Annotated in this window: 20 protein-coding genes; 9 read left to right on the top strand and 11 right to left on the bottom strand. The window is 69.7% G+C overall.

The annotated features are described in order from the left end of the window. Positions 1–10 precede the first annotated feature (10 nt). Positions 11–433: a hypothetical protein gene (locus tag ABZW60_RS03455; protein ID WP_355473582.1), complete on the top strand. Its 423-nt coding sequence runs from the start codon at positions 11–13 to the stop codon at positions 431–433. A 164-nt stretch (positions 434–597) separates the two neighbouring features. On the opposite strand, the gene ABZW60_RS03450 is transcribed toward ABZW60_RS03455, so the two are convergent. The 4 genes from ABZW60_RS03450 to ABZW60_RS03435 all read right to left on the bottom strand — a co-directional run bounded on the left by ABZW60_RS03450 (position 598) and on the right by ABZW60_RS03435 (position 4,518). Beyond that, positions 598–729 (bottom strand): hypothetical protein, encoded by a 132-nt coding sequence (locus ABZW60_RS03450; protein ID WP_355473580.1) that lies wholly within the window; start codon positions 727–729, stop codon positions 598–600. Positions 730–1,348: 619 nt separating this feature from the next. Next, entirely contained in the window at positions 1,349–2,011 is a 663-nt protein-coding gene (locus ABZW60_RS03445) for a hypothetical protein (protein WP_355473578.1), read from the bottom strand. 141 nt (positions 2,012–2,152) lie between these two features. Then, positions 2,153–3,013: a hypothetical protein gene (locus ABZW60_RS03440; protein WP_355473576.1), complete on the bottom strand. Its 861-nt coding sequence runs from the start codon at positions 3,011–3,013 to the stop codon at positions 2,153–2,155. A 1,022-nt stretch (positions 3,014–4,035) separates the two neighbouring features. After that, positions 4,036–4,518 carry an SCP2 sterol-binding domain-containing protein gene (locus tag ABZW60_RS03435; protein WP_355473574.1) on the bottom strand — a complete coding sequence of 161 codons (483 nt, stop codon included), beginning with the start codon at positions 4,516–4,518 and terminating at the stop codon, positions 4,036–4,038. A gap of 65 nt (positions 4,519–4,583) precedes the next feature. On the opposite strand from ABZW60_RS03435, the gene ABZW60_RS03430 reads away from it, so the two are divergent. The 3 genes from ABZW60_RS03430 to ABZW60_RS03420 all read left to right on the top strand — a co-directional run bounded on the left by ABZW60_RS03430 (position 4,584) and on the right by ABZW60_RS03420 (position 8,739). Then, entirely contained in the window at positions 4,584–5,210 is a 627-nt protein-coding gene (locus ABZW60_RS03430) for a TetR/AcrR family transcriptional regulator (protein ID WP_355473572.1), read from the top strand. A gap of 98 nt (positions 5,211–5,308) precedes the next feature. Next, positions 5,309–7,936, top strand: a complete 2,628-nt coding sequence (locus tag ABZW60_RS03425; protein WP_355473570.1) for a phosphoenolpyruvate carboxylase — start codon at positions 5,309–5,311, stop codon at positions 7,934–7,936. Further along, positions 7,936–8,739 carry a biotin--[acetyl-CoA-carboxylase] ligase gene (locus tag ABZW60_RS03420; protein WP_355473568.1) on the top strand — a complete coding sequence of 268 codons (804 nt, stop codon included), beginning with the start codon at positions 7,936–7,938 and terminating at the stop codon, positions 8,737–8,739. The genes ABZW60_RS03425 and ABZW60_RS03420 overlap by 1 nt, the downstream gene beginning before the upstream one ends. Before the next feature lies 1 nt (position 8,740). Here ABZW60_RS03420 and ABZW60_RS03415 read toward each other — a convergent pair whose 3' ends face one another. The 3 genes from ABZW60_RS03415 to ABZW60_RS03405 form a co-directional block, all read right to left on the bottom strand. Beyond that, positions 8,741–9,271 (bottom strand): MOSC domain-containing protein, encoded by a 531-nt coding sequence (locus ABZW60_RS03415; protein WP_355473566.1) that lies wholly within the window; start codon positions 9,269–9,271, stop codon positions 8,741–8,743. Then, positions 9,268–10,167: an AraC family transcriptional regulator gene (locus tag ABZW60_RS03410; protein WP_355473564.1), complete on the bottom strand. Its 900-nt coding sequence runs from the start codon at positions 10,165–10,167 to the stop codon at positions 9,268–9,270. Before ABZW60_RS03410 ends, ABZW60_RS03415 begins: the two co-directional genes overlap by 4 nt. 152 nt (positions 10,168–10,319) lie before the next feature. Continuing rightward, the gene (locus tag ABZW60_RS03405; protein WP_355473562.1) at positions 10,320–11,723 is read right to left on the bottom strand and encodes an OFA family MFS transporter; all 1,404 of its coding nucleotides are present in this window, start codon (positions 11,721–11,723) and stop codon (positions 10,320–10,322) included. A 165-nt stretch (positions 11,724–11,888) separates the two neighbouring features. Between ABZW60_RS03405 and ABZW60_RS03400 the strand changes: the two genes are divergently transcribed. Next, positions 11,889–12,506 carry a PH domain-containing protein gene (locus tag ABZW60_RS03400; protein WP_355473560.1) on the top strand — a complete coding sequence of 206 codons (618 nt, stop codon included), beginning with the start codon at positions 11,889–11,891 and terminating at the stop codon, positions 12,504–12,506. A gap of 254 nt (positions 12,507–12,760) precedes the next feature. Here the strand turns inward: ABZW60_RS03400 and ABZW60_RS03395 are convergent, their stop codons facing one another. The 3 genes from ABZW60_RS03395 to ABZW60_RS03385 form a co-directional block, all read right to left on the bottom strand. Beyond that, positions 12,761–13,873, bottom strand: a complete 1,113-nt coding sequence (locus ABZW60_RS03395; RefSeq protein ID WP_355473558.1) for an ImmA/IrrE family metallo-endopeptidase — start codon at positions 13,871–13,873, stop codon at positions 12,761–12,763. Next, positions 13,861–14,517, bottom strand: a complete 657-nt coding sequence (locus ABZW60_RS03390; protein WP_355473556.1) for a hypothetical protein — start codon at positions 14,515–14,517, stop codon at positions 13,861–13,863. The genes ABZW60_RS03395 and ABZW60_RS03390 overlap by 13 nt, the downstream gene beginning before the upstream one ends. A 113-nt stretch (positions 14,518–14,630) precedes the next feature. Continuing rightward, positions 14,631–15,842, bottom strand: coding sequence for a GNAT family N-acetyltransferase (locus tag ABZW60_RS03385; protein WP_355473555.1), 1,212 nt, complete (start codon positions 15,840–15,842; stop codon positions 14,631–14,633). A 76-nt stretch (positions 15,843–15,918) separates the two neighbouring features. Between ABZW60_RS03385 and ABZW60_RS03380 the strand changes: the two genes are divergently transcribed. After that, positions 15,919–16,836 (top strand): hypothetical protein, encoded by a 918-nt coding sequence (locus tag ABZW60_RS03380; protein WP_355473553.1) that lies wholly within the window; start codon positions 15,919–15,921, stop codon positions 16,834–16,836. A gap of 1 nt (position 16,837) precedes the next feature. Here ABZW60_RS03380 and ABZW60_RS03375 read toward each other — a convergent pair whose 3' ends face one another. Then, entirely contained in the window at positions 16,838–17,398 is a 561-nt protein-coding gene (locus ABZW60_RS03375; RefSeq protein ID WP_355473551.1) for a GtrA family protein, read from the bottom strand. 144 nt (positions 17,399–17,542) lie between these two features. Here ABZW60_RS03375 and ABZW60_RS03370 point away from each other — a divergent pair, with 144 nt between their 5' ends. From ABZW60_RS03370 to ABZW60_RS03360, 3 genes are all read left to right on the top strand, one after another. Then, positions 17,543–18,715 carry a 5-(carboxyamino)imidazole ribonucleotide synthase gene (locus ABZW60_RS03370; protein ID WP_355473549.1) on the top strand — a complete coding sequence of 391 codons (1,173 nt, stop codon included), beginning with the start codon at positions 17,543–17,545 and terminating at the stop codon, positions 18,713–18,715. Between the two features lie 8 nt (positions 18,716–18,723). Next, a complete protein-coding gene (gene purE / locus ABZW60_RS03365) occupies positions 18,724–19,227 on the top strand; it encodes a 5-(carboxyamino)imidazole ribonucleotide mutase (RefSeq protein ID WP_355473547.1) in 504 nt (167 codons plus the stop codon). Positions 19,228–19,302: 75 nt separating this feature from the next. Continuing rightward, positions 19,303–20,523, top strand: a complete 1,221-nt coding sequence (locus ABZW60_RS03360) for an MFS transporter (protein WP_355473545.1) — start codon at positions 19,303–19,305, stop codon at positions 20,521–20,523. Position 20,524: the final 1 nt, after the last annotated feature.

The raw sequence follows: 20,524 nt of genomic DNA, 5'->3' as shown, positions 1-20,524 counted from the left end.
TGATGTGCGGGTGGACTACGGGGAATTCGACGCGGCGCGGCGCCGGATCGTCCAGGCCTGGGGCACCGAGATCACGGACCCCGAGGAACTGGCCGGCGCGGTCGAGCAACTGCGGCAGCAGGCGGAAACGGTCGACGGCGACGACGACCGGGCGAAGGCGATCCGCTACCTGAAGACGCTCGACGACCTCGTCCTCGAAGCCCGGACCCCGGAGAGCGCCGCGGTGCGGGAGGCGTCCGATGTGCTGCTGCGCGCCTCGGGCCCGGAAGGCACGGCGGCCGAGCGACGTGCGCGCGCCGCGGCCGGTATGGCGGAGATCACGCGGATCGCGTACGCCGCGCCGACCTCCGGTGAGCGGGACGCCGCCCTGGAGATGAACGAGACTCTGGCATCGATCATCGACATGATCGACCTGGGGTCCGCGGAGCAGTAGATGGCCGCGCGGGTGGTCCGCACTGCGAACAGTGAGATCCCGGACCTCGACAACGGACTGTGGGAACGCGTCCGGGACGCGGTCGCCGCCGAGTCGGGGTCGCAGGCCTCGGTGTGGAACGGCGAGCTGCACTTCACCGACGATCCGGGACTGCGCGGTGCGGCCTACGCCAACGGCACCGTCCGGCTGAACCGGACGCTGGTCGTCCAGCCGCTGCAGGAGATGTACGCCACCCGGGGACAGCCGGCGACGCCGGAGCAGTGGAGCATCCGGCGGAACGCGCTGAAGACCGTCATCCACGAGTTCGACCACCTGGCCGGGCCGGCGGACTTCGACCAGGCCGGCTGGGAGGCTCACCTGGGGCCGCTGGAGTACCGGCCGCTCGAGGAGGGCGTCACCGAGGCGTGGAGCCAGGCACAGATCGACGCCGTCGCCGACCGCGTGCTGCCGCCGGACCTGGCCGCGCAGGTCAAGGCAGTCCGGGCGCCGCACTCGTACCCGGCGTACGAACCCGCGGCCCGTGCGTTCGCGGATCAGGTCGGCACAGAAGCCAACCTCACCGGCGACGAGGTCCTCCGCCGAATGGCCGCCCAGCCCCCGATGTCGAAGGGACGCGCCGCCGCGGACGTCCTGTTCGACAGCTCGGACCTGCCCAACGTCGTGCCCGCGAACGAGCAAGAGGCGGTCCGCCAACGCCTGGCCGCGCAGATCGACCGCGAGTTCGGAGAACTCCGCTCGCTCAGCGACAGCACCGCACCGAACCTCCGCTCGATCTCCCGCAGCCGAGGCCTAACCATCGCCGACTCCGCCACGGCCACGGTCCGCACCACCGAAGCCCAGTACCGCAACCAGCTGTCCCTACAACAAACCCAACAACTCCAACAAACCACCACCCGAGAACACCCCACAATCCAGCTACCCCGCCCCTACCCCCAACAACAGCCCCAGCCCCAGGTCCAACCGCAGCCCCAGGTCCAACCGCAGCCGCAGCCGCAGCCGCAGCCCCAGGTCCAGCCGCAGGTCCAGCCGCACGCGCAGCCCCAGGTCCAGCCGCAGCCGCAGGTCCAGCCGCAGGCGCAGCCCCAGGTCCAGCCGCAACCGCAACCGCAGGTCCAGCCGCAACCGCAGCCCCAGGCTCAGCCGCAACCGCAGGTTCAGCCGCAGCCCCAGCCACAGGTCCAACCGCAGCCACAGGTCCAACCGCAGCCTCAGCCCCAGGTTCAGTCGCAGCCGCAGGCGCGGGTGCAGCCACAGGCCCAGCCGCAGGTCCAACCACAGCCTCAGGCGCAGCCGCAGGTCCAACCGCAGCCTCAGGTCCAACCACAGCCTCAACCGCAGCCCCAGGCGCAGCCGCAACCGCAGGCCCAGCCGCAGCCCCAGCTGGGCCAGTCGTGGCGGACGCAGCAGCAGGCCGGTCCGCAAGCCACACCCGGCCAACCCACATTCCCCAGACTCCAGCCGCTGGCTCCGCGACCGCTCCAACCCCCACCCCCGCAGCAGCAGTCCCCACAGCAGGTACCAGGCCAGCCCCAACCGCAGGTCGGCGGGCAACCCGCACAGCCCCAGCAGTGGTGGCAACAGCCCGCCCACCCACAGCCCCAAGGCCAGCCGCAGGTACAGCCGCAGCCGCAGGTCCAGCCGCAGCCGCAGGTCCAGCCGCAGTCCGCGCCCGGTCAGTACCCGCAGCAGTCGCCGTACCCGCAGCAGGCCGGTGGCCAGTCATGGCCGGGACAGCAGCCCGCCCAGCCGCCGGCTCCGCAGCCGCGGCAGCAGTACGTACCCGGGCAGTACCGACAGCAGTCGCCGTACTCGCCCCAGCAGGCGCCCGGTCAGGCGCGGCCGACGCAGTACACACCTGGCCAGCAGCCGCAGCAGGTAGGTGCGCAGGCCGGCCAGAAGCAGCGGTGGTGGCAGCGGTTCACTCAACGCCAACCACAGACACAGTCGCCGGCCCGACCCCAGTCGCCGCAGTACACACCGGGCCAGTACCAGCAACAGTCGCCGTACCCACCGCAGCAGACGCCCGCCCAGTACCAGCAACCTCAGCAGCCCGCCCAGTACCAGCAGCCATCGTCCTACCCGCAGCAGCAGGTCGGTGGGCAGCCCCCGCAGGCACACCAGTGGTGGCAGCAGCCCGGCCAACAGCAGCCGGCACAACCGCAGCCGCACGCACAACCGCAGCCGCACGCACAACCGCAGCCGCCGTCGCAGTACGCACCCAGTCAGTACCCGCAACAGCAGCCTGGGCAGCAGTTGCCGCCTCCTGCACAACCCCAACCGCACGCACAGCCCCAGCCGCAGTCGCAGTACGCACCTAGCCAGTACCCGCAGCAACAGCCTGGACAGTTCCAGCAGCGGCCCGGTTGGCAGCAGCCACAGGCCCAACCGCCGGCTCAACCTCAGCCGCCTTCGCAGCAGCCACCCCAGCAGCCGCAGCAGTACGCGCCGGGTCAGTTCCAACCGCAACCGCGGTACCCGCAGGCGCAGTACCCGCAGCCACAGCCGCAGGTGCAGTACCCGCAGCCGCCTGCGCAGGGTCAGCAGCAGCCTTCGTCTGTGTCGCAGCAGCCGGCTGGGCAACAGCCGCAGCAGGCGTGGTGGCAGCAGTCTGGGCAGGGGGCGCAGTGGGGGGCTTCTGGGGCGGGTGGGGGATCGCCGGCTCCGGGGCAGGACGTGGCTTCCTTGCGTGCTGTGCTTGACAACCAAGCGCCTGCTGCCGGTGCCACCCGGGTGCTCCCCGGGCAGGCAACCTCCGCGCGCCGCGCTGGTGCTCACGCCACCGAGCAGTCAGCCGGACGCACCACCGACGCCCCAGCCAGGTAGGCAGGCCAGCGCACGGACGGCCACCTACCAACACACGCTGCTGGCAGCCGTCCGCCCAAGACGTCGCTCCCAGGCGCCCGCCTACCAACGCTCGCTGGTCGCGACGGCCTACCAGGTCGTACAGCTGGCCGCCGCTCCCAACAGCCGCAGCCGGCGGCCGCCTACCAACATGCGCTGCAGGCGCCCTCAAACGCCTGCTGCGGATGGCCTACCAACACGCGCTTGCTGGCAGCGGTCTACCAAGTCGCGCAGCTGGGCGCCGCCTGCCATCAAGCGCAGCTGGGCGGCCGCCGGCCAACCCGCGCTGCAGGCGGCGTACGAGACCCGCGTTGCAGGCGGCGGCGTACGAGACCCGCGTTGCAGGCGGCGGCGTACGAGACCCGCGTTGCAGGCGGCGGCGTACGAGACCCGCGTTGCAGGCGGCGTACGAGACCCGCGTTGCAGGCGGTGTACGAGACCCGCGTTGCAGGCGGCGTACGAGACCCGCGTTGCAGGCGGCGTACCAAACATGCGTTGCGGACTGCCGACCAACGCGCGGTGCTGGCGTCGGTCTAGCAAGACGCACAGGTGGCCGCCGCCTGCGACAAGCGGAGCTGGCGGCTGCCTACCAACACGCGGAGCTGGCGGATGTCTACCAACACGCGCAGATGGCGGCCGCCAGCCAACGTGCGCTGCGGGCGGCCTGCCAAACACACGCTGCGGGCGGGCGACCAACAAGTGCAGCCGGGGCTGGCTGCCAACGCGCGGGTGGCTGGCGGCTGCGTGCCAACACGCGTGGTTCAGGTTGGGCCGGCGCTGAAGAGTTTGGGGAGGCGGGCTGCTTGGGCCAGGTCTCCGTGGACTGTTAGGCGTTGTTTGAGGACGGCCACGACGGGGTCCTCGTTGCCGGTGACGATGCGCAACAGAGTGGTGGGGTCGGTGCGGATCGAGATGTCGGGGGGAGTGGGGCCGGGAGAGATCAGGGTGCAGCGGCCGTCGTGGACGCGGGTCCAGTACTCGCTGACCGCGTCCGGGCGACCGGCCCCGCCCGCGCCGGTGATCTGCCAGCTGATCACAGCGTCGAACCCGGCGGCCCGGGCGGGTCGGAGGTACTCCGGCATCCGGCGAAAGATCTCGCGCAACGCGATCTCTCGTACTCCCCCGATGAGTCGATGCCGAAGCTCCCGCTCCGACGTCCGGTCGACCAGCCGGGCGAGCTCGCTCGCGTCCAGGGCGGTGATGCCCGCGGACTCGAGCCAGCCGGCACTGCCTCGCTCGGTCACCGACCACCCCCGCGGCAGTTCCTACCAGACCGTAGGAATTTCCTACGATGAGGTAGGTTTGTCAAGTGGTCGAGGATGCTGAGAAACGCCGGCGTGCGCGGCACCTCGGTCCTGAGCGGCGGCGGCCGATGATTCTGGATGCTGCGCTCGAGGTCTTCAACGCCAAGGGGTACGCCGGGACGACGATGCAGTCCGTGGCGGATGCGGCCGGTGTGACGAAGCCGGTCGTCTACGACTCGTTCGCGAATCGCGACGAGCTGCTGCTCGCCCTGCTGGCCCGCGAGGAGCAGCATCTGGTGATCTCGATCGTCTCCGCGCTCCCGGCCGACCCGAGCGTCGGCACTCCCGAGGAGCACGTGCTGGAGGGGCTGACGGCGTTCCTGACCGCGGTGCAGAAGAATCCGCAGTCCTGGCGGATCGTGTTCGGCGCGCAGTACGGCGCGGCGCCGGTCGTCTCGGAGCGGGTCCGCGGCGCGCGGGCGTTCCTGGTCGAGAGCCTGCGGCTCACGCTGCTGCAGTCGCTGCCCGGTGTCACCGACCCGGACGCGAACCTGCCGGTCCTCGCCGAGCTCCTCGCCTCGATGACCGAGGCGTGCGCGCGGATGCTCGTCACCGACGGCACCACCCGCAGCCCGGCCGATCTGGCGCGGACCGTGTCCCAGGTCGTCGGCGGCGGATTCGGCAATGTCTGACGCACATACTGTGAAGTAGCTGAACAACCGGTCACGATCGGCTTCCAGTGGGCGGACTCGGCAGCGTGGACGGGCGTCCGCCGATAGGGTGGGCGAACGTGAGCGAGACCGGTAGTGAGACCCGTACCCGCGCGCGGTTCGAGGTGCCTGAGGAACTCAGGGCCGACGTCCGCCTGCTCGGCGAGATCCTCGGCAAGGTCCTGGTCGAGTACGCCGGTCAGCCGCTGCTCGACGACGTCGAGAAACTGCGCGAGCTGACCATCGCCGGCGACGGCGCCGCGGCCGAGGAGCTGGTCGCGTCCTGGCCGCACGAGCGGGCGGAGGACGTCGCCCGGGCGTTCACCTGCTACTTCCACCTGACGAACCTCAGCGAGGAGCTGCACCGGGCCCGCGTCCTGCGCGAGCGTGACCGGGCCGGCAGCGAGGCCGTCGTGTCGGAGCTGGCCCAGGCCGTCGAGCAGATCTCCCGCGACAGCGGCGAGCAGCAGGCCCGTGCCCTGCTGAGCGGCCTGGAGTTCCGCCCGGTGCTGACCGCGCACCCGACCGAGGCCCGGCGCCGCGCCGTGCTCGCGACGATCCGGCGGATCACGTCGCTGCTGGACGAGCGGCACGACCCGCGGGCCGGTGACAGCGACCTGGCGGAGAACCGTCGCCGCTTGGTCGAGCAGGTCGACGTCCTCTGGCGTACGTCGCAGCTGCGCACCAGCCGCCCGTCCCCGCTGGACGAGGTGCGCTCGGCGATGGCGGTGTTCGAGGAGACGCTGTTCACGGTCGTCGGCAACGTGTACCGGCGGCTGGACGACGCGCTGGCCGGTGACGCGGCCGGGACGCGGACGCCCGTGGTGGCGCCGTTCGTCCACCTCGGCTCGTGGATCGGCGGCGACCGCGACGGCAACCCGAACGTCACCGCGGCGATCACCCGCGAGGCGATGCAGATCCAGGCCGACCACGTGCTCCGGGCGCTCGAGCAGGCGACCGAGGCGCTCGGCCGCGCGCTCACCCTGGACGCCGCGACCACGCCGCCGTCGGCGCCGGTCCGCCGCATCCTGGAGGACGCGCGGGCGGTCAACCCGGAGCTGATCACCGACATCGAGACCCGCTCGCCGGCCGAGCCGCACCGGCAGCTCCTGCTGCTGGCCGCCCGCCGGCTGGCCGCGACCCGGTCCCGCGACGCGGACTTCGGGTACCCGCGGGCCGCCGACTTCCTGCACGAGCTCAAGGTCCTGCAGGACTCGCTGGTGACCGCCGGCGCACCGCGTCAGGCGTTCGGCGAGCTGCAGCAGCTCATCTGGCAGGTGAACTCGTTCGGGTTCCACCTGGCCGAGCTGGAGATCCGCCAGCACTCCTCGGTGCACGCGAAGGCGCTGGAGGAGGTGCTCGGCGGCGGCGAGCTGTCCGACCAGACCGAGGAAGTGCTCGCGACGCTCCGGGTGATCGCGCAGATCCAGCAGCGCTTCGGCCCCGAGGCCTGCCGTCGGTACGTCGTGTCGTTCACGCGCAACGCCGGCGATCTGGCGGCCGTGTACGAGCTGGCCGACGCGGCGCTCGACGGGCGGCCGATCGAGCTGGACGTCGTGCCGCTGTTCGAGACCGGTGAGGACCTGCAGAACTCGGTCGAGGTGCTGGACAACGCGATCCAGCTCACCCGGGTCCGGCACCGGCTGACCGCGAACGACCGGCGTTTCGAGGTCATGCTCGGGTACTCCGACTCCGCGAAGGACGTCGGCCCGGTCTCGGCGACCCTGGCGCTGTACGACGCGCAGGCGCGGATCACCGCGTGGGCGCAGCGCAACGCGATCCGGCTGACGCTGTTCCACGGCCGGGGCGGTGCGCTGGGGCGTGGCGGTGGCCCGGCGAACCGCGCCGTCCTCGCGCAGGCCCCCGGCTCGGTGGCCGGGCGGTTCAAGCTGACCGAGCAGGGCGAGGCGATCCCGGCCCGGTACGGCAACGCGGCGATCGCGCAGCGGCACATCGAGCAGGTGACGGCGGCGACGTTGCTGGCCTCGACCCCGGCGGTCGAGGAGCGGGCCGCGGTGGCCGCCGAGCGGTTCGCGGTGATGGAGAAGACGCTCGACGAGGCCGCGCGGACGGCGTACCACCGGCTGGTGAAGGCGGAGGGGTTCGCGGAGTGGTTCAGCACCGTGACGCCGCTGGAGGAGCTGGGGCAGCTGCCGCTCGGGTCGCGGCCCGCGCGCCGTGGTGTCGCGGTGTCGTCGCTGGAGGACCTGCGGGCGATCCCGTGGGTGTTCGCCTGGTCGCAGGCCCGTGTGAACGCGCCCGGCTGGTTCGGTCTCGGTACGGCGCTGGCCGCGGTCGGGGACGTCGACCTGCTGCGGGACGCGAACCAGAACTGGCCGCTGTTCCAGGTGATGCTGGAGAACGCGGAGATGTCGCTGGCCAAGACGGACCGGCGGATTCTCGGCCGCTACCTGGAGCTGGGCGACCGGCCTGAGCTGACGCAGCAGATGCTCGACGAGCATGAGCTGACGACCGAGTGGGTGCTCAAGGTGCTCGGCCAGGAGCGTCTGCTGCAGGGCCGCCGTGTCCTGGGCCGTGCGGTCGAGTTGCGCAACCCGTACGTCGATGCGCTCAGCTACCTGCAGCTGCGGGCGCTGCGGACACTGCGCACCGATGACTCACTGGACGAGGAGCAGATCGTCCGCACCCGACGGCTGCTGTTGCTGACCGTTTCGGGTGTCGCCGCCGGCCTGCAGAACACCGGCTGATGTTCAGCGACCTGGATCGGCCCCCGCTGGACGAGAAGTTCCTGCGGGGGCGGTTGGTGCGTCCCGGTGCGCTGTGGACGCAGATCGACGTGCTCGCGGAGACGCCGTCGACGAACGCTGTTGTTGCCACTGCGGCCGCGGCTGGTCAGCCCGAGGGGCTGGTGGTTGCCGCGGAGTACCAGTCGTCCGGTCGCGGGCGGTTGGGGCGGACGTGGACCACTCCGCCGCGGTCTGCGCTCTTGATGTCAGTCCTGCTGCGTCCGACCACGGTTGACGCTGCCCGCTGGCCGTGGCTGGGGCTGCTGGTCCCGCTGGCTGTTGCTACCGCGGTGCGGGACGTGGCTGAGGTGCCGGCGCGGGTGAAGTGGCCGAACGACGTCCTGGTCGAGGACCGCAAGCTGGCAGGCATCCTGCTGGAGCGCGTCGAAGGTGCCGCGGTCGTCGGCATCGGCCTCAACGTGACCCTCCGGGACGCGGAGAAGCCTCACGAGGCAGCCACGTCACTGGCCCTCGAGCAGGCAGCAACCACGGACCGGGCGACTGTGATGGCGGCGGTGCTGCGTGAGCTCGCCTCCCGTTATCAGTCCTGGGTCGACGCGGACGGCGACCCTGCCGTAGTGCTCCCGGAGTACCGTGCACTGTCGGCGACGCTGGGCCAGGCGGTTCGGGTAGAGCTGCCGGACGGCACCTTCCTCGAAGGCACAGCGCGCGACCTGGCAGACGACGGCCGCCTCATCGTCGACACCCCCGACGGCCCACGCCCGCTGGCAGCGGGAGACGTCACACACGTACGCCCAGCCTGAGCTATCTCCGAGCGGTCTCGCCGATGCTTGGAGCGCCGTCGGGCCGGTACACGACCTCGATCGGGTCGCCGGCGCGCACCTGTCCGGGCTGGAGGACCTTCAGATAGGCGCCGACCCGGCCCGTCTTCGCGAACTGGTGGTGGAACCGCTTGATCTCCATCCGCCCCGACAGGTTCCCGCACGGCGTCCGCGGCGACCGGACCTCGACCAGGATCCCGCCGATCGTCCACTGCTCACCGATCAGAGCGCCGGTGATGTCGAGGCCCCGCGTGGTCAGGTTCTCGCCGAACAACCCGGGCGGGATCTCCCGCCCCAGCTCGGCCGCCCACCATTCGGCGTCCTCGGACGCGTAGGCGTAGAGCGCCTTGTCCGGCCCGCCGTGGTACCGCGTGTCGCACTGCCGGTCGCCGGCCAGCCCGAGCTCACCGACCTCGACCGCCCCGTCCACCGGCCGCTTGTCGATCGCCGTCCACCGTGTCGGGCCGCGGATCAGCTCGTGTACGACGTTCACCGAAACCAGTCGCGCGCTCATCGGCTCATCCAGCGGATCGGATCGCCGCTGTCCAGGTCGTCGCAGCCGGCGTCGTGCAGCGCCCCGGCGACCAGCGTGCGCCGGTACGACGCGAAGGTCAGCACGTGCGCGATCATCGCGCCGGCCGAGTACACCTCGACGGTCTCACCCGGGCACACGATCAGCTCGTCCAGCCGGTTCGCCGTACACAGCTCGCCGACCTCGCCCGCGAACGCCGGCCCGGCCTCGTCCAGCCGCCGTCGCATGCTCTGGACGCTCTCGCCCTGCTCGACGGCGAAGTCGTACGGCGCGCCGGTCAGGTTCGCGTGCCACATACCGAGCTGACCGACCAGCCGCGACAGCAGCGAGCGCAGCGTCGGATCCGCGTCGATCCCTTCCACCGAGATCTCGATCGGGCGGTCGAGTTGCTCGTCGGTCAGTGCCCCCGCCTGCCGCAGCATCTGGCCCAGCAGCCAGAGGTGGTGGTCAACCATCGTCCGGATCAGATCCATCGAACTCACCTCGTCCCTGGCCGGCACCCGCAACCCGTTGGGCGGGTGGAAATGAAGGCCGCTGGGCGCGTCCAGGCGGATCCGGTCCGGCTGCCCGCGCCACTGCGCGGGCGGTACGCCGTACGCGCGACTGAAGGCCCGGGTGAACGCCTCGTGCGACCCGTACCCGGCCTCGACCGCGACGTCCAGGATGGTCCCGCCGCCGACCAGTAGCCGGTACGCCGCACGCTCGAGCAGGATCCGCCGCCGCAACTGCCCCGGCCGTTCACCCGCCGCGGCATCGACCAGTCGGTCCAGGTACGACCGCGACAGCCCGACGCGGGCCGCCAGTTGTGCCGCGGTCGCCTCGTGCTCGTCCAGCGCGTCGGCCAGTACCGAGACGAAGGCGGCGAACACATCGGTCATGTGACCATCGTGCCCGCCGCCTCCGCGCCGTACTTGATCGTTTTCGCTTCAGTGCGTAAAGAGCTTGGCTGCGGTGATCAAGGTCTGGATGATGCCGTAGCCGAGGAGTACGGCGATCAGCAGCCAGGAGATCACCAGGCGTGGGGTCTGGTTCATGACGTCGCCTCCACCGTGGACTCGGACTTCTCGTGGAACCGTTCGGAGACGGAGCGGATCAGCAGGTTCGCGACGAACCCGACGGCCAGCACGCCGACCATCGTGAACAGCGCCGGCCGGTACGCCGCCGCGGTCAGCGTGCCCGGTTTGCCCTCGCGGTCCAGGAACCCGTTGATGATCAGCGGTCCGGCGATGCCCGCCGCCGACCACGCGGTCAGCAGCCGGCCGTGGATCGCGCCGACCTGGTAGGTGCCGAACAGGTCCCGCAGGTACGCCGGAACCGTCGCGAACCCGCCGCCGTAGAACGAGATGATGACCGCGGCCAGCAGCACGAACACGACCGTGCTGCTGTCGCCGACGCTCGCCAGCAACGTGTACGCGATGATCCCGACCCCGAGGTACATCGCATAGATCGGCTTGCGCCCGATCAGGTCGGACGTCGACGACCAGCCGAACCGGCCGGCCATGTTGAAGATCGAGAGCAGGCCGACGAAGCCTGCGGCGGCCGCGACCGCGACGCTCGACTTGCCCCCGGTGGCACCGTCGCCGCGGAAGAAGTCCTGGATCATCGGGCTGGCCTGCTCGAGGATGCCGATCCCGGCGGTGACGTTGCAGAACAGCACGACCCACAGGAACCAGAACTGCGGCGTCCTGATCGCGTTCGCCGCGGAGACGTTGCCGGTCGTGACGAGCGACTTCTGCCGCACCGACGCCGAGTCGAAGCCGTCCGGCGCCCAGCCGTCGGCGGGTACCCGGATGTTGAAGACGCCGAACATCATGATCACGAAGTAGCCGATGCCCAGCGTCAGGAACAGCCCGACGAGCGCGCCGCCGCCGGCCACCGACGTACTGACGTTCGGGTCGTAGCCGGAGTCGTAGAGGCCGAGCAGCTGGCGGGACAGCGGGCTGGCCACCAGGGCGCCGCCGCCGAAGCCCATGATCGCCAGGCCGGTCGCGAGTCCCGGGCGGTCCGGGAACCACTTGATCAGGGTGGAGACCGGCGAGATGTAGCCGATCCCGAGCCCGATACCGCCGATCACGCCGTACCCGAGGTAGACGAGCCAGAGCTGGCCGGTGCCGATACCGAGGGCGCCGACCAGGAAGCCGGAGGCCCAGAAGCAGGCGGCGACGAACATCGCCTTCCGCGGGCCGTTGCGCTCCACCCAGGTGCCGCCGACGGCGGCGGACAGGCCGAGCATCACGATCGCGATGCTGAACACCACGCCGACAGCGGTCTGGCTGCTGTCGAAGTGCTTGACCATCGAGGTCTTGTACACGCTGGTCGCGTACGCCTGGCCGATGCACAGGTGCACCGCGAGCGCGGCCGGCGGGATCAGCCAGCGGCTGTACCCCGGCGGTGCGACGGTGTGTTCCCGGTCGAGTATCGACAAGACTGCCATCACGGCTTCCTCTCGTCCCCCAGTTGATAACCCCTCGCGCATCCTGGCTCACTGTATGCATTTTGTGAAGTGTTAAACCTCTTTGTCGCCTGATCGTGCCCGCCCGGCTGCCCCCGATCGTGTCGGGACGGGACAACCGAACCCGGGACCTGTGAGACTGGGCGCATGGCGATCTCGGCGAAGTTGTTGGGTGAGGACGAGTACGTCGTCGTCAGCACCCGGACGCACTGGAAGGCGCTGATCGGCCCGGTGTTCCTGCTGCTGGTCGTGGCGGCCCTGGGCGGGTTCCTGGCCGCGATCGTGCCGACCGGCTCGTTGCAGACGCCGGCCCGGATCGCGATCCTCGCGGTCGGCGTGGTGATCCTCGCGACGTTCGCGCTGAAGCCGTTCCTGAACTGGTTCTTCTCGACGTACACGATCACCAACCGGCGGCTGATCACCCGGCACGGCATCCTCACCCGGACCGGCCGGGACATCCCGCTGATGCGGATCAACGACGTGTCCTACGAGCACGGTCTGGTCGACCGCATCCTCGGCTGCGGCACGCTGCACATCGAGTCCGCCGGCGAACGCGGCCAGGTCGTGCTCCCCGACGTACCGCATGTCGAGCACGTCCACCTGCAGATGTCCGACCTGCTCTTCGGCGGCCCCGAAGGCCGGCCCGGCGACGGCATCCTCGAGGACGAGCAGCCGCCGGAACACATGCGCCGCCGTCCGCAGCCGCAGGAGCAGCAGCCGCGGACCGACGACGGCACGATCTTCAGCTCGGACGACGAGCGCTAAGGATTAGGCCCCCCGCGTGCTACGCAGCCGCTACCTCGTCGCTCTGCTCCTCGTCCGCGTCAGCTACGCGCGCTCCCACCCACCCCCGGCTGCCGCCGGTGCGTTTTTTCTGCCGGCTGCCGCCGGCGTGTGTGGGCTATCGCCCGCCGAGTGAGTACAACATGTCGTGGGCCGGACTGACCGGCCTGCGAGCGACTGTGTTTATCCGATCGCGCCCGCTGATCACGAGGGCCCCGAGCCACTGAACGAACGGGCTATTTGACAACACGCAATCCGGCCCTTGGTCCCCCGCGAGCGGTGGACTGCCCCGACATTGGGGTCAGCACAAGCCCAAACAGCAACTGGTGAAGTGTCTCCGGCCGAACATGGAGTTCCCGAGCCACATCCACCGGACGGATTCCACGCTCTCTCAGTAGTGCAAACGCCTTCTCGAGTGCCTGAGATGTCTCACGCGGTCGTCCTTCCCGATCTGGCTCGCCGCTGCGATATCCGAGTTGGCTGAGCCTGCGGAAGGTGCTGTGGTACGTCCAGTCTGAAGTGATCCCGAGTTCGTGCAGTCGGTGGGCCAGCGCGGTGGCTGCAACGTCCCAGCGAGACTTGGCTGCGATGACCTGCTCGGCATTAGCGTGGCGTAGTCCAGCGGCTAGTACGTCGTCTTCGGGCATCAGAAAGGCTGCGGCGAACCGATTCGCCTCGAACTCGCGTTCGCGACCCCGCGGCAGATCGTAATCGGCGTGCATTACCAAGTGACCGAGTTCGTGCGCGGCGTCGAATCGACCCCGTTCCGCGCTCTTGCGCGTATTCAAGAGGATAAAGGGAACGTCGCGCCACCAGAAGCTGAATGCATCTGTATCGGTGAGGTCCTCCGGGAGGGAATAAACGCGCGCGCCGTGGGCTTCAAGAAGATGCACCATGTTTGGGACTCGGGCATAACCCATCTCCCACTCAAGGCGCAGCCTCTGAGCACACGACTCTGGATCGCGAGCGCCACGGGCATACCTCGGGACTGCGACTCGGGGAAGGCGGAGCCGTGCTTCAAGCCAGTCGTTGAGTTCCGTCGCCAAACCTCCGCTGGCCAAGGCCGCGTCGCGCTTCAACGCACTCATCTTGCTCAGGGCCCTGAAGCTTGCGGCGTCCGGCTCAATGATGTCCGGTGGCGCCGCGCCGAAGAACGAGACTGGAACGTCAAGCGCGTCGGCAAGGCGTTGCAACACCTCCTCGCTCGGCGCGTGCTCGCCGCCCTCGTAGTTCGCAATAGACCTTGGCGAGATGCCGATATGACTTGCCAGGCGAGCTTGCGAAATACCGGCGCGCTTGCGCGCGGAAATGAGGCGCTCGGGGGTGAAGGCTGCCGTCACTGCTTCCATTCGACGTCGACCTCGACGTCCGGCGTCGGCTCTTCGCCAATCGTCGTCTCCGCTTGAGCACCGCCCAGTTCGTGATCCGGGAGGAGAATTCTGTGCACCCAGCCGCACGCCTTGCCCTGCTTGTCGACCTGATTGGGGAGAGACAATTCTGAGCGGGCAACGCCATCCACGATCGCGATCAATAAAACCCAGGTGAGCATGCCCGAGGGAGCGTTTGCATCAGCGCCACTCACGAGTAGGCTCATCGGGAATAGAGCCAATTGATCAGAGTTGACCGTTACCTTTCGCGCCGTCGCCGCCCCTTTCGGGTGGCGGGCTCTCGGCTCCTCGTCAGGATCTTCGAGTCCCGTGTACTCATCGCCGGACTGTGCCACGATCGTGAGTCCGCGGACCTCCGAGAAGACCCGTGGTTGCTGGTCTTGTTCGTCGTAGTCCCAGTCCTCGTTGCTCGGAACCAATACTCGACGCAGTGCGGCGGTCGCTTCGTGGTAGAGGTACGTGCCAGCTGCCGATGAAGCGTGGAAACGCGTCGTTGACGTGTATCCGCCGACGGCCGCACTGACGACTCTCTCGAGACCGCTGCGAGTGAGTCCCAACGATTCGAGTTGTGACTCGACTTCCTCGATCTCCGCGAACACCGCCATCGTGAACCTCCCATCCTGGAGCTGTTGCAGGAAACCTTACCTCAAGTGAGGGGGAAATTTACGCAACACTCGCATGAGTTTGCTGGGAGATCAGCTACCGAGTGATGTACAGATCAGAAGACCTCGATGCTGACCGGCGCGATCGGCCAGCCGAAGGCTGCTGTTGTGTGGGTGAGGATGCCGGGGGAGTGTTCGGCTACGCGGCCGGTGGTGGCGAATTCGGACAGGGAGCGGCCGCCGAGGTAGGTCGCGCCGAGTTCGGTGACTGCCAGGCTGAGGTCGGCCGGGTCGTCGGTGCGCTCGCATCGGACGGACGACCCGTCGGCGGTCAACCGGAACCGTCCGGTGTTCGACTCGATGAGGTTGTCCGTCACGTCCAGCACGACGTCGAGCGGTGTGGCGTACCGACGCTGCTGCAAAGCCCGCTGCACGTCGGTCACCCGCAGCCACAGCGATTCGCCGAGCCGGCGCTCCAGGGCTGTCGGGTAGGTGACGAGTTGCTGGAGCGGCTCGTCGACGGCGGCGTACTCGTAGGTGAGCTTCGCGCTCAGGTCCATCGTCAGCAGGTGCTGCCAGAGCGCCTTGTACGCCGGGAGCTCGGGCGCGACCAATTCCTCGACGGAGACCTCGGAGGCCGGGCCGGTCGGTCCCCAGGCCATCTTGCCCCGCCAGAGCGCGTATCCGTCGATGCTTCCGGTCTCGTCGCGGTGCACCAGGATCCGGCGCTCGGTGCGCCCGCCCCGGTCGTCCGGCTTGTCCTGCAGGCGGGCCTGCCAGCGCAGGTCGGACCGCCCGGACACCCCGGATCGTTGCGTCTGCAGCCTGCGCAGGATCGCCGGCAGCTCCTTGAGTGCCTCGTCCACGCTCAGCACCCCGAGCTCGCCCGGACGGATCCGGTCGTTGGACGGACCAACACGGTGCAGGTCGACGGTGTACTCCACGCCCCAGGCGGCCGCGGCGTACCCGAATCGCCCGTAGATCGCCGGCTCGCTCGCCCACAGGACGGCGATCGCCTCCGGCACCTCGCGCAGCTGCCGCCCGATCAGCTGGGACATCACCCCGCGCCGGCGATGCGTGGGCTGCACGCCGACGCCGGTCACGTGGGCAGCGTCCAGCACCGCACCGGGCACGGACAACTCCCGCGTCAACGCCCTGGTCGTTCCGATGATCTGGCCGCCGTCGGTCGCCACCAGAGCCCGATCCGGCTCGAACAGCTGCTGCCACAGTTCGTCCGGTTTCGGGTCGAACATCATCGCCCCGCCGAACACTGCCTGCACCGCGCCGTACTCGCCGGCCTGCGCCGCCCGCACCTGGATCTCGCTCATCCCCGCATCTTCACATGCCGTATCGACAACCGCCGCCGATTTAGGACCATCAAGGTAGGTAGAAGGGGGTGGACCAATGATCAAACCACTCGCAACAACCGCGGCGGCGCTGCTCGCCGCAGCAACCCTGGCGCCGGCCGGTACGGCGTCCGCCACATCGACGGACAGCTGCGGCCTGTCGGCTTCGTCGGTCACCGCGCGAGGTGACCACAACAACCTTGGCATCCTGTCCACCAGGCCGCCCACGGCGACCGGCCAGGTGCTCGGGCGTGCAGCGTTCGCGCCGGGCCAGGTGAAGGTGATGGCCTCGATGTCGGTACTCGCCGACCAGGGCCCTGACGGCTCTCAATACGCCGTGTACGGCTACGTCGTCATCGGCGACGCGCTCTACCAGGCGGCGTACGACGCGCACGGCGACGGGATCATCGACAACCCTCCGGCGGTCTTGCGGCGGATCGGTGGTGGCTGGGGGAACTTCACGACGGTGGAGGAGGCCGAGTACCAAGGCCCGACCGAGGGCGGCGTCTCGCGCTGGAACGTGTACGGCCTGCGCAGTGACGGCGTGCTCTTCCGGTGGAGCGTCAGCAGCAAGGGCGTCTGGCGCAGGACCGGGTCCGCGCCCGGCTTCAGTTCGGTGAAGTCGATGGCACTGGTCAGCAAGTCGGCGACCTACGACACCTTCGTCGCGAACACCCGCGGCGGTGCGCTCTACACGATCCACATTCCGACCAGCTCACCGATGAAGCCGGTGGTCAAACCGGTCCGCACCCGCACCTGGCAGGGATTCGAAGCCTTGCTCGCCATGAAGTGTGGCGTCTACGGCACGATCCTGCTCGGCATCGACAAGGACACCGACTCGGCCTACTTGTACGCCGTCGGGCACTTCGCCGGGACCAGCACGGTGATCCAGTCGCTCGGCAAGGTTCCCGCGACGTTCGGGGACAACGTCTACGCCCGGCTGAAGGACCCGGGCGGACCGTTGAACGGGGAGTGAGTCAGCGGACGGCCGGCAGGTCGCCGGTGGACTCGCCGTCGAGCTCGGCGGGGGAGTCCGGCGCCGGGGTGTGTTCGACCTCGTCGAGGGCGATCTCTTCCCTGAAGACGAACTTCCGGTACGACCAGAAGCGGAACAGCGTGCCGAGGCCGAGGCCGATGAAGTTCGCGGCGATGTTGTCCGACAGCCAGGTGTGCAGGTCGAGCACGTAGCGCGAGAAGGCCAGGCAGCCGGCTGCGATCAGCAGGCCGATCCCGTTCAGCACGAAGAACAGCACGTACTCCCGGTGCAGGCCGCTGCGCTCACGGTGCCGCCACGTCCAGTACCGGTTGCCGAAGTAGGTCACGATCGTGGCGACCGTGGTCGAGATCAGCTTCGCGGTCAGCGGCTTGTGGTGCAGCATGCCCTCGCCGGAGTCCGCGAGGACCAGCGGGTTGTTGAACACCAGCCAGTTGTAGATCGGCAGGTCCACGACCAGCCCGAGGACACCGACCAGACCGAACTTGGCCACTTCGTGCACCAGGTGCTGGAACTGGTGGTACAGCTTGGTGACGAGCTTCAACGGGGTTCGGAACCTTCTGTGATCACACCGCGACGGGGAGGGCAGCTTCCCACGGTACCCGGCGACCGGGGCTACCCCGAAATCGCCCGCGCGCCGTGGTGGCCGCCGTCAGGCCGATGATGTATGGACATTAGGCTCACCGCTGTGAAGTTCGATCGGAAGGACCTCCCCGCCGGTACGCCGGTGGTCGGCATGGTCGGCGGCGGGCAGCTGGCCCGGATGACCCAGGAGACGGCTGTCGCGCTCGGCATCCAGCTCCGTGTGCTCGCGGAGGGCCCGACGGTGTCGGCGGCCCAGGCGGTCGCGGACGCGCCCGTCGGCGACTACCGCGACCCGGAGACGGTCCGCCGGTTCGCCGCCGGGGCGGACGTGGTGACGTTCGACCACGAGCACGTCCCGACCGACCTGCTGCACGCGCTCGAGGCGGACGGGGTCGCGGTCCGGCCCGGCCCGGACGCGCTCGTGCACGCCCAGGACAAGGCCGTGATGCGGGCCCGGCTCGACACCTTCGACGCGCCGTCGCCGGCCCACCAGGTGGTCGCGGGTCCCGCCGACGTCGAGGACTTCGCCAAGCGGGTCGGCGGCTTCCCGGTGATCCTGAAGACCACCCGCGGCGGGTACGACGGCAAGGGGGTGTGGTTCGTCGACGGCCCGGACGACCCGCAGATCGCGACCGCGTTCGGCAGCGGCGTCCCGATCCTGGCCGAGGAGAAGGTGGACTTCGTCCGCGAGCTGTCCGCGATCGTGGCGCGCTCGCCGCACGGCCAGGCGGTCGCGTACCCGATCGTCGAGTCGGTGCAGCGCGACGGCATCTGCGTCGAGGTGACCGCGCCCGCGCCCGGCCTGGCGCCGGAGCGCGCCGCCCGGGCGCAGCAGACCGCGCTGCGGATCGCCGGCGAGCTCGGCGTGGTCGGCATCCTCGCGGTCGAGATGTTCGAGGCCCGGGACGGGCGGCTGCTGGTCAACGAGCTCGCGATGCGCCCGCACAACACCGGCCATTGGACGATCGACGGCGCGGTCACGTCGCAGTTCGAGAACCACCTGCGCGCGGTCCTCGACCTGCCGCTCGGCTCGCCGGCCGCGCGGGCGCCGTACACCGTGATGGTGAACGTGCTCGGCGGCGACGTCGAGGACATGCACCGCGGCCTGCTGCACTGCATGGCCCGCGACCCGGGCCTGAAGGTCCACTTCTACGGGAAGTCGGTGAAGCCCGGCCGCAAGGTCGGCCACGTCACGGCGTACGGCGACGACCTCGAGGAGACCCGTGAGCGCGCGCGGCACGCGGCGGCGTACCTGACCGGCACCATCGACGAGTAAGGGTGAACATGTCCGTTGGAATCGTGATGGGGTCGGACTCCGACTGGCCGACGATGAAGGCCGCGGCCGAGGTCTGCGCCGAGTTCGACGTGCCCTTTGAGGCAGATGTGGTCTCGGCGCACCGGATGCCGACCGAGATGATCGACTACGGACGGTCAGCGCACGGGCGGGGCCTGAAGGTCCTGATCGCCGGCGCCGGCGGGGCCGCGCACCTGCCCGGGATGCTCGCGTCGGTGACACCGCTGCCGGTGATCGGCGTCCCGGTGCCGTTGAAATACCTCGACGGGATGGACTCGCTGCTGTCGATCGTGCAGATGCCGGCCGGTGTCCCGGTTGCGACGGTCTCGATCGGGAACGCTCGGAATGCGGGGCTGCTGGCGGTCCGGATCCTGGCGGCTTCCGACGAGCGGCTGCGGGACCGGATGATCGGGTTCCAGGAGTCGCTCGCGGAGATGGCCCGCGGGAAGGGCGGTACGGTCCGTGACGGGGCGGCAGAGTTGCGTAAAGGCTGAGGTTGGCGCTGGTTTCCACAGGGCGGGGGCGGGTAGTCGTGAGATCCCATTGGTTGTCGTCTAAGGTCGTCGATCGTGACTCCGCCCACTGACTCGGACACGCAGCGCATTCCGGTCCGCTACTGGATCTGGTTGTTCGGCGCTGCCGTGTCCCTCCTCGGCGATCTGACCATGTCGTTCGCCATCGGCTGGTCCGCCACCCGCCACGGCGGCAGCGTCGCCGGCCTCATCCTGCTGCTCGCCGCCGCCCCGAGAGCGATCCTCCTGCTGGTCGGCGGAGCCGTCGGCGACCGGTACGGCGCACCCCGCGTCCTGCTGGTCAGCTGCACCGCGATGTTCCTGGTCACCGCGGCCCTGGTCCCGGCGACCCGCGCCGTGGGCGAGCCGGTGTGGCTGCTGATGATCCTGGCCGTGGTGGTCGGCGTGATCGACGCGTTCTTCCTGCCGTCGTCCCGCGCGATGCCACGCCTGCTCGTGCCCGCCCCCCAGGTCCCGCGCGCACTGGCGAGCTTCCAGGTCACAGGAGTCGTCTTCGCGGTCACCGGCACGGCGGTCGGCGGCGTCCTGGTGAACTGGGCCGGCCTCACCGCCGCAGCCGCCTTCGACGCGATCACCTTCGGCGCCATGATCGTGGTGCTGTACCTGTTGCGGGGCACCACCATCCCGCACGGGTCGCGCAGGAGCGGGATGTTCCGCTCGATCGTGGACGGCGTCCAGGCCGCGTTCGGGCGTCCGCTCACGCGGGCGCTGCTGATCACGATGACCCTGGCCGCGGGTCTGCTGATGCCGATGGACGGGCTGCTGCTGCCGTTGCTGGCCCGCGATCACCACTGGGACGCGCAGACGGCGGCCATCCTGATCGCGACCCGGAGCATCGGCGTCGGCATCGTGTCGATCCGCATCCTCGTGCGCGGGGCCTTCCAGCGTCCCGGGATCGTCGCGATGCTCGGCCTGCTGTTCGCCGCGTTCGGCTTCGCCGGCCTGTCCGTGTTCGACGCACTGCCGCTGGCCATCGTCGCGGCCGTGATCAGCGGCATCGGCGTCGGCACCTTCACCGGGCACATCCTGCCGCTGCTGATGAACTCGGTGGAGAGCGAGTACCAGTCGCGGTTGCAGTCGGTCGTCGTGCTCTGCCAGAGCCTGGCCCTGGTCGTGATGAACCCGGTCCTCGGCACCCTCGCCGACGTCCAGGGGGTCCAGATCACCGGTGTCTGCCTGGCCATCGGCGTCGCGATCACGTTGATCGGCTTGGTCGCGCTCAGCCGTCCGGTGATCCGGAACGCCCGGGTGTCCTGAC

The organism is Kribbella sp. NPDC003557, from assembly GCF_040610805.1.
In the GTDB taxonomy this organism is placed as follows: domain Bacteria; phylum Actinomycetota; class Actinomycetes; order Propionibacteriales; family Kribbellaceae; genus Kribbella.
The sequence above is the reverse complement of the archived record's forward strand: the minus strand, read 5'-3'. Positions and strand labels throughout refer to the sequence as shown.

Coding starts and splice junctions, on each gene's coding strand:
- ABZW60_RS03450 (WP_355473580.1), bottom strand. CDS start 729: ATGACGGTCTTCAGCGCGTTCCGCCGGATGCTCCACTGCTCCGGCGTC.
- ABZW60_RS03420 (WP_355473568.1), top strand. CDS start 7,936: ATGTTCAGCGACCTGGATCGGCCCCCGCTGGACGAGAAGTTCCTGCGG.
- ABZW60_RS03415 (WP_355473566.1), bottom strand. CDS start 9,271: ATGAGCGCGCGACTGGTTTCGGTGAACGTCGTACACGAGCTGATCCGC.
- ABZW60_RS03410 (WP_355473564.1), bottom strand. CDS start 10,167: ATGACCGATGTGTTCGCCGCCTTCGTCTCGGTACTGGCCGACGCGCTG.
- ABZW60_RS03405 (WP_355473562.1), bottom strand. CDS start 11,723: ATGGCAGTCTTGTCGATACTCGACCGGGAACACACCGTCGCACCGCCG.
- ABZW60_RS03400 (WP_355473560.1), top strand. CDS start 11,889: ATGGCGATCTCGGCGAAGTTGTTGGGTGAGGACGAGTACGTCGTCGTC.
- ABZW60_RS03395 (WP_355473558.1), bottom strand. CDS start 13,873: ATGGAAGCAGTGACGGCAGCCTTCACCCCCGAGCGCCTCATTTCCGCG.
- ABZW60_RS03390 (WP_355473556.1), bottom strand. CDS start 14,517: ATGGCGGTGTTCGCGGAGATCGAGGAAGTCGAGTCACAACTCGAATCG.
- ABZW60_RS03385 (WP_355473555.1), bottom strand. CDS start 15,842: ATGAGCGAGATCCAGGTGCGGGCGGCGCAGGCCGGCGAGTACGGCGCG.
- ABZW60_RS03380 (WP_355473553.1), top strand. CDS start 15,919: ATGATCAAACCACTCGCAACAACCGCGGCGGCGCTGCTCGCCGCAGCA.
- purE (WP_355473547.1), top strand. CDS start 18,724: ATGTCCGTTGGAATCGTGATGGGGTCGGACTCCGACTGGCCGACGATG.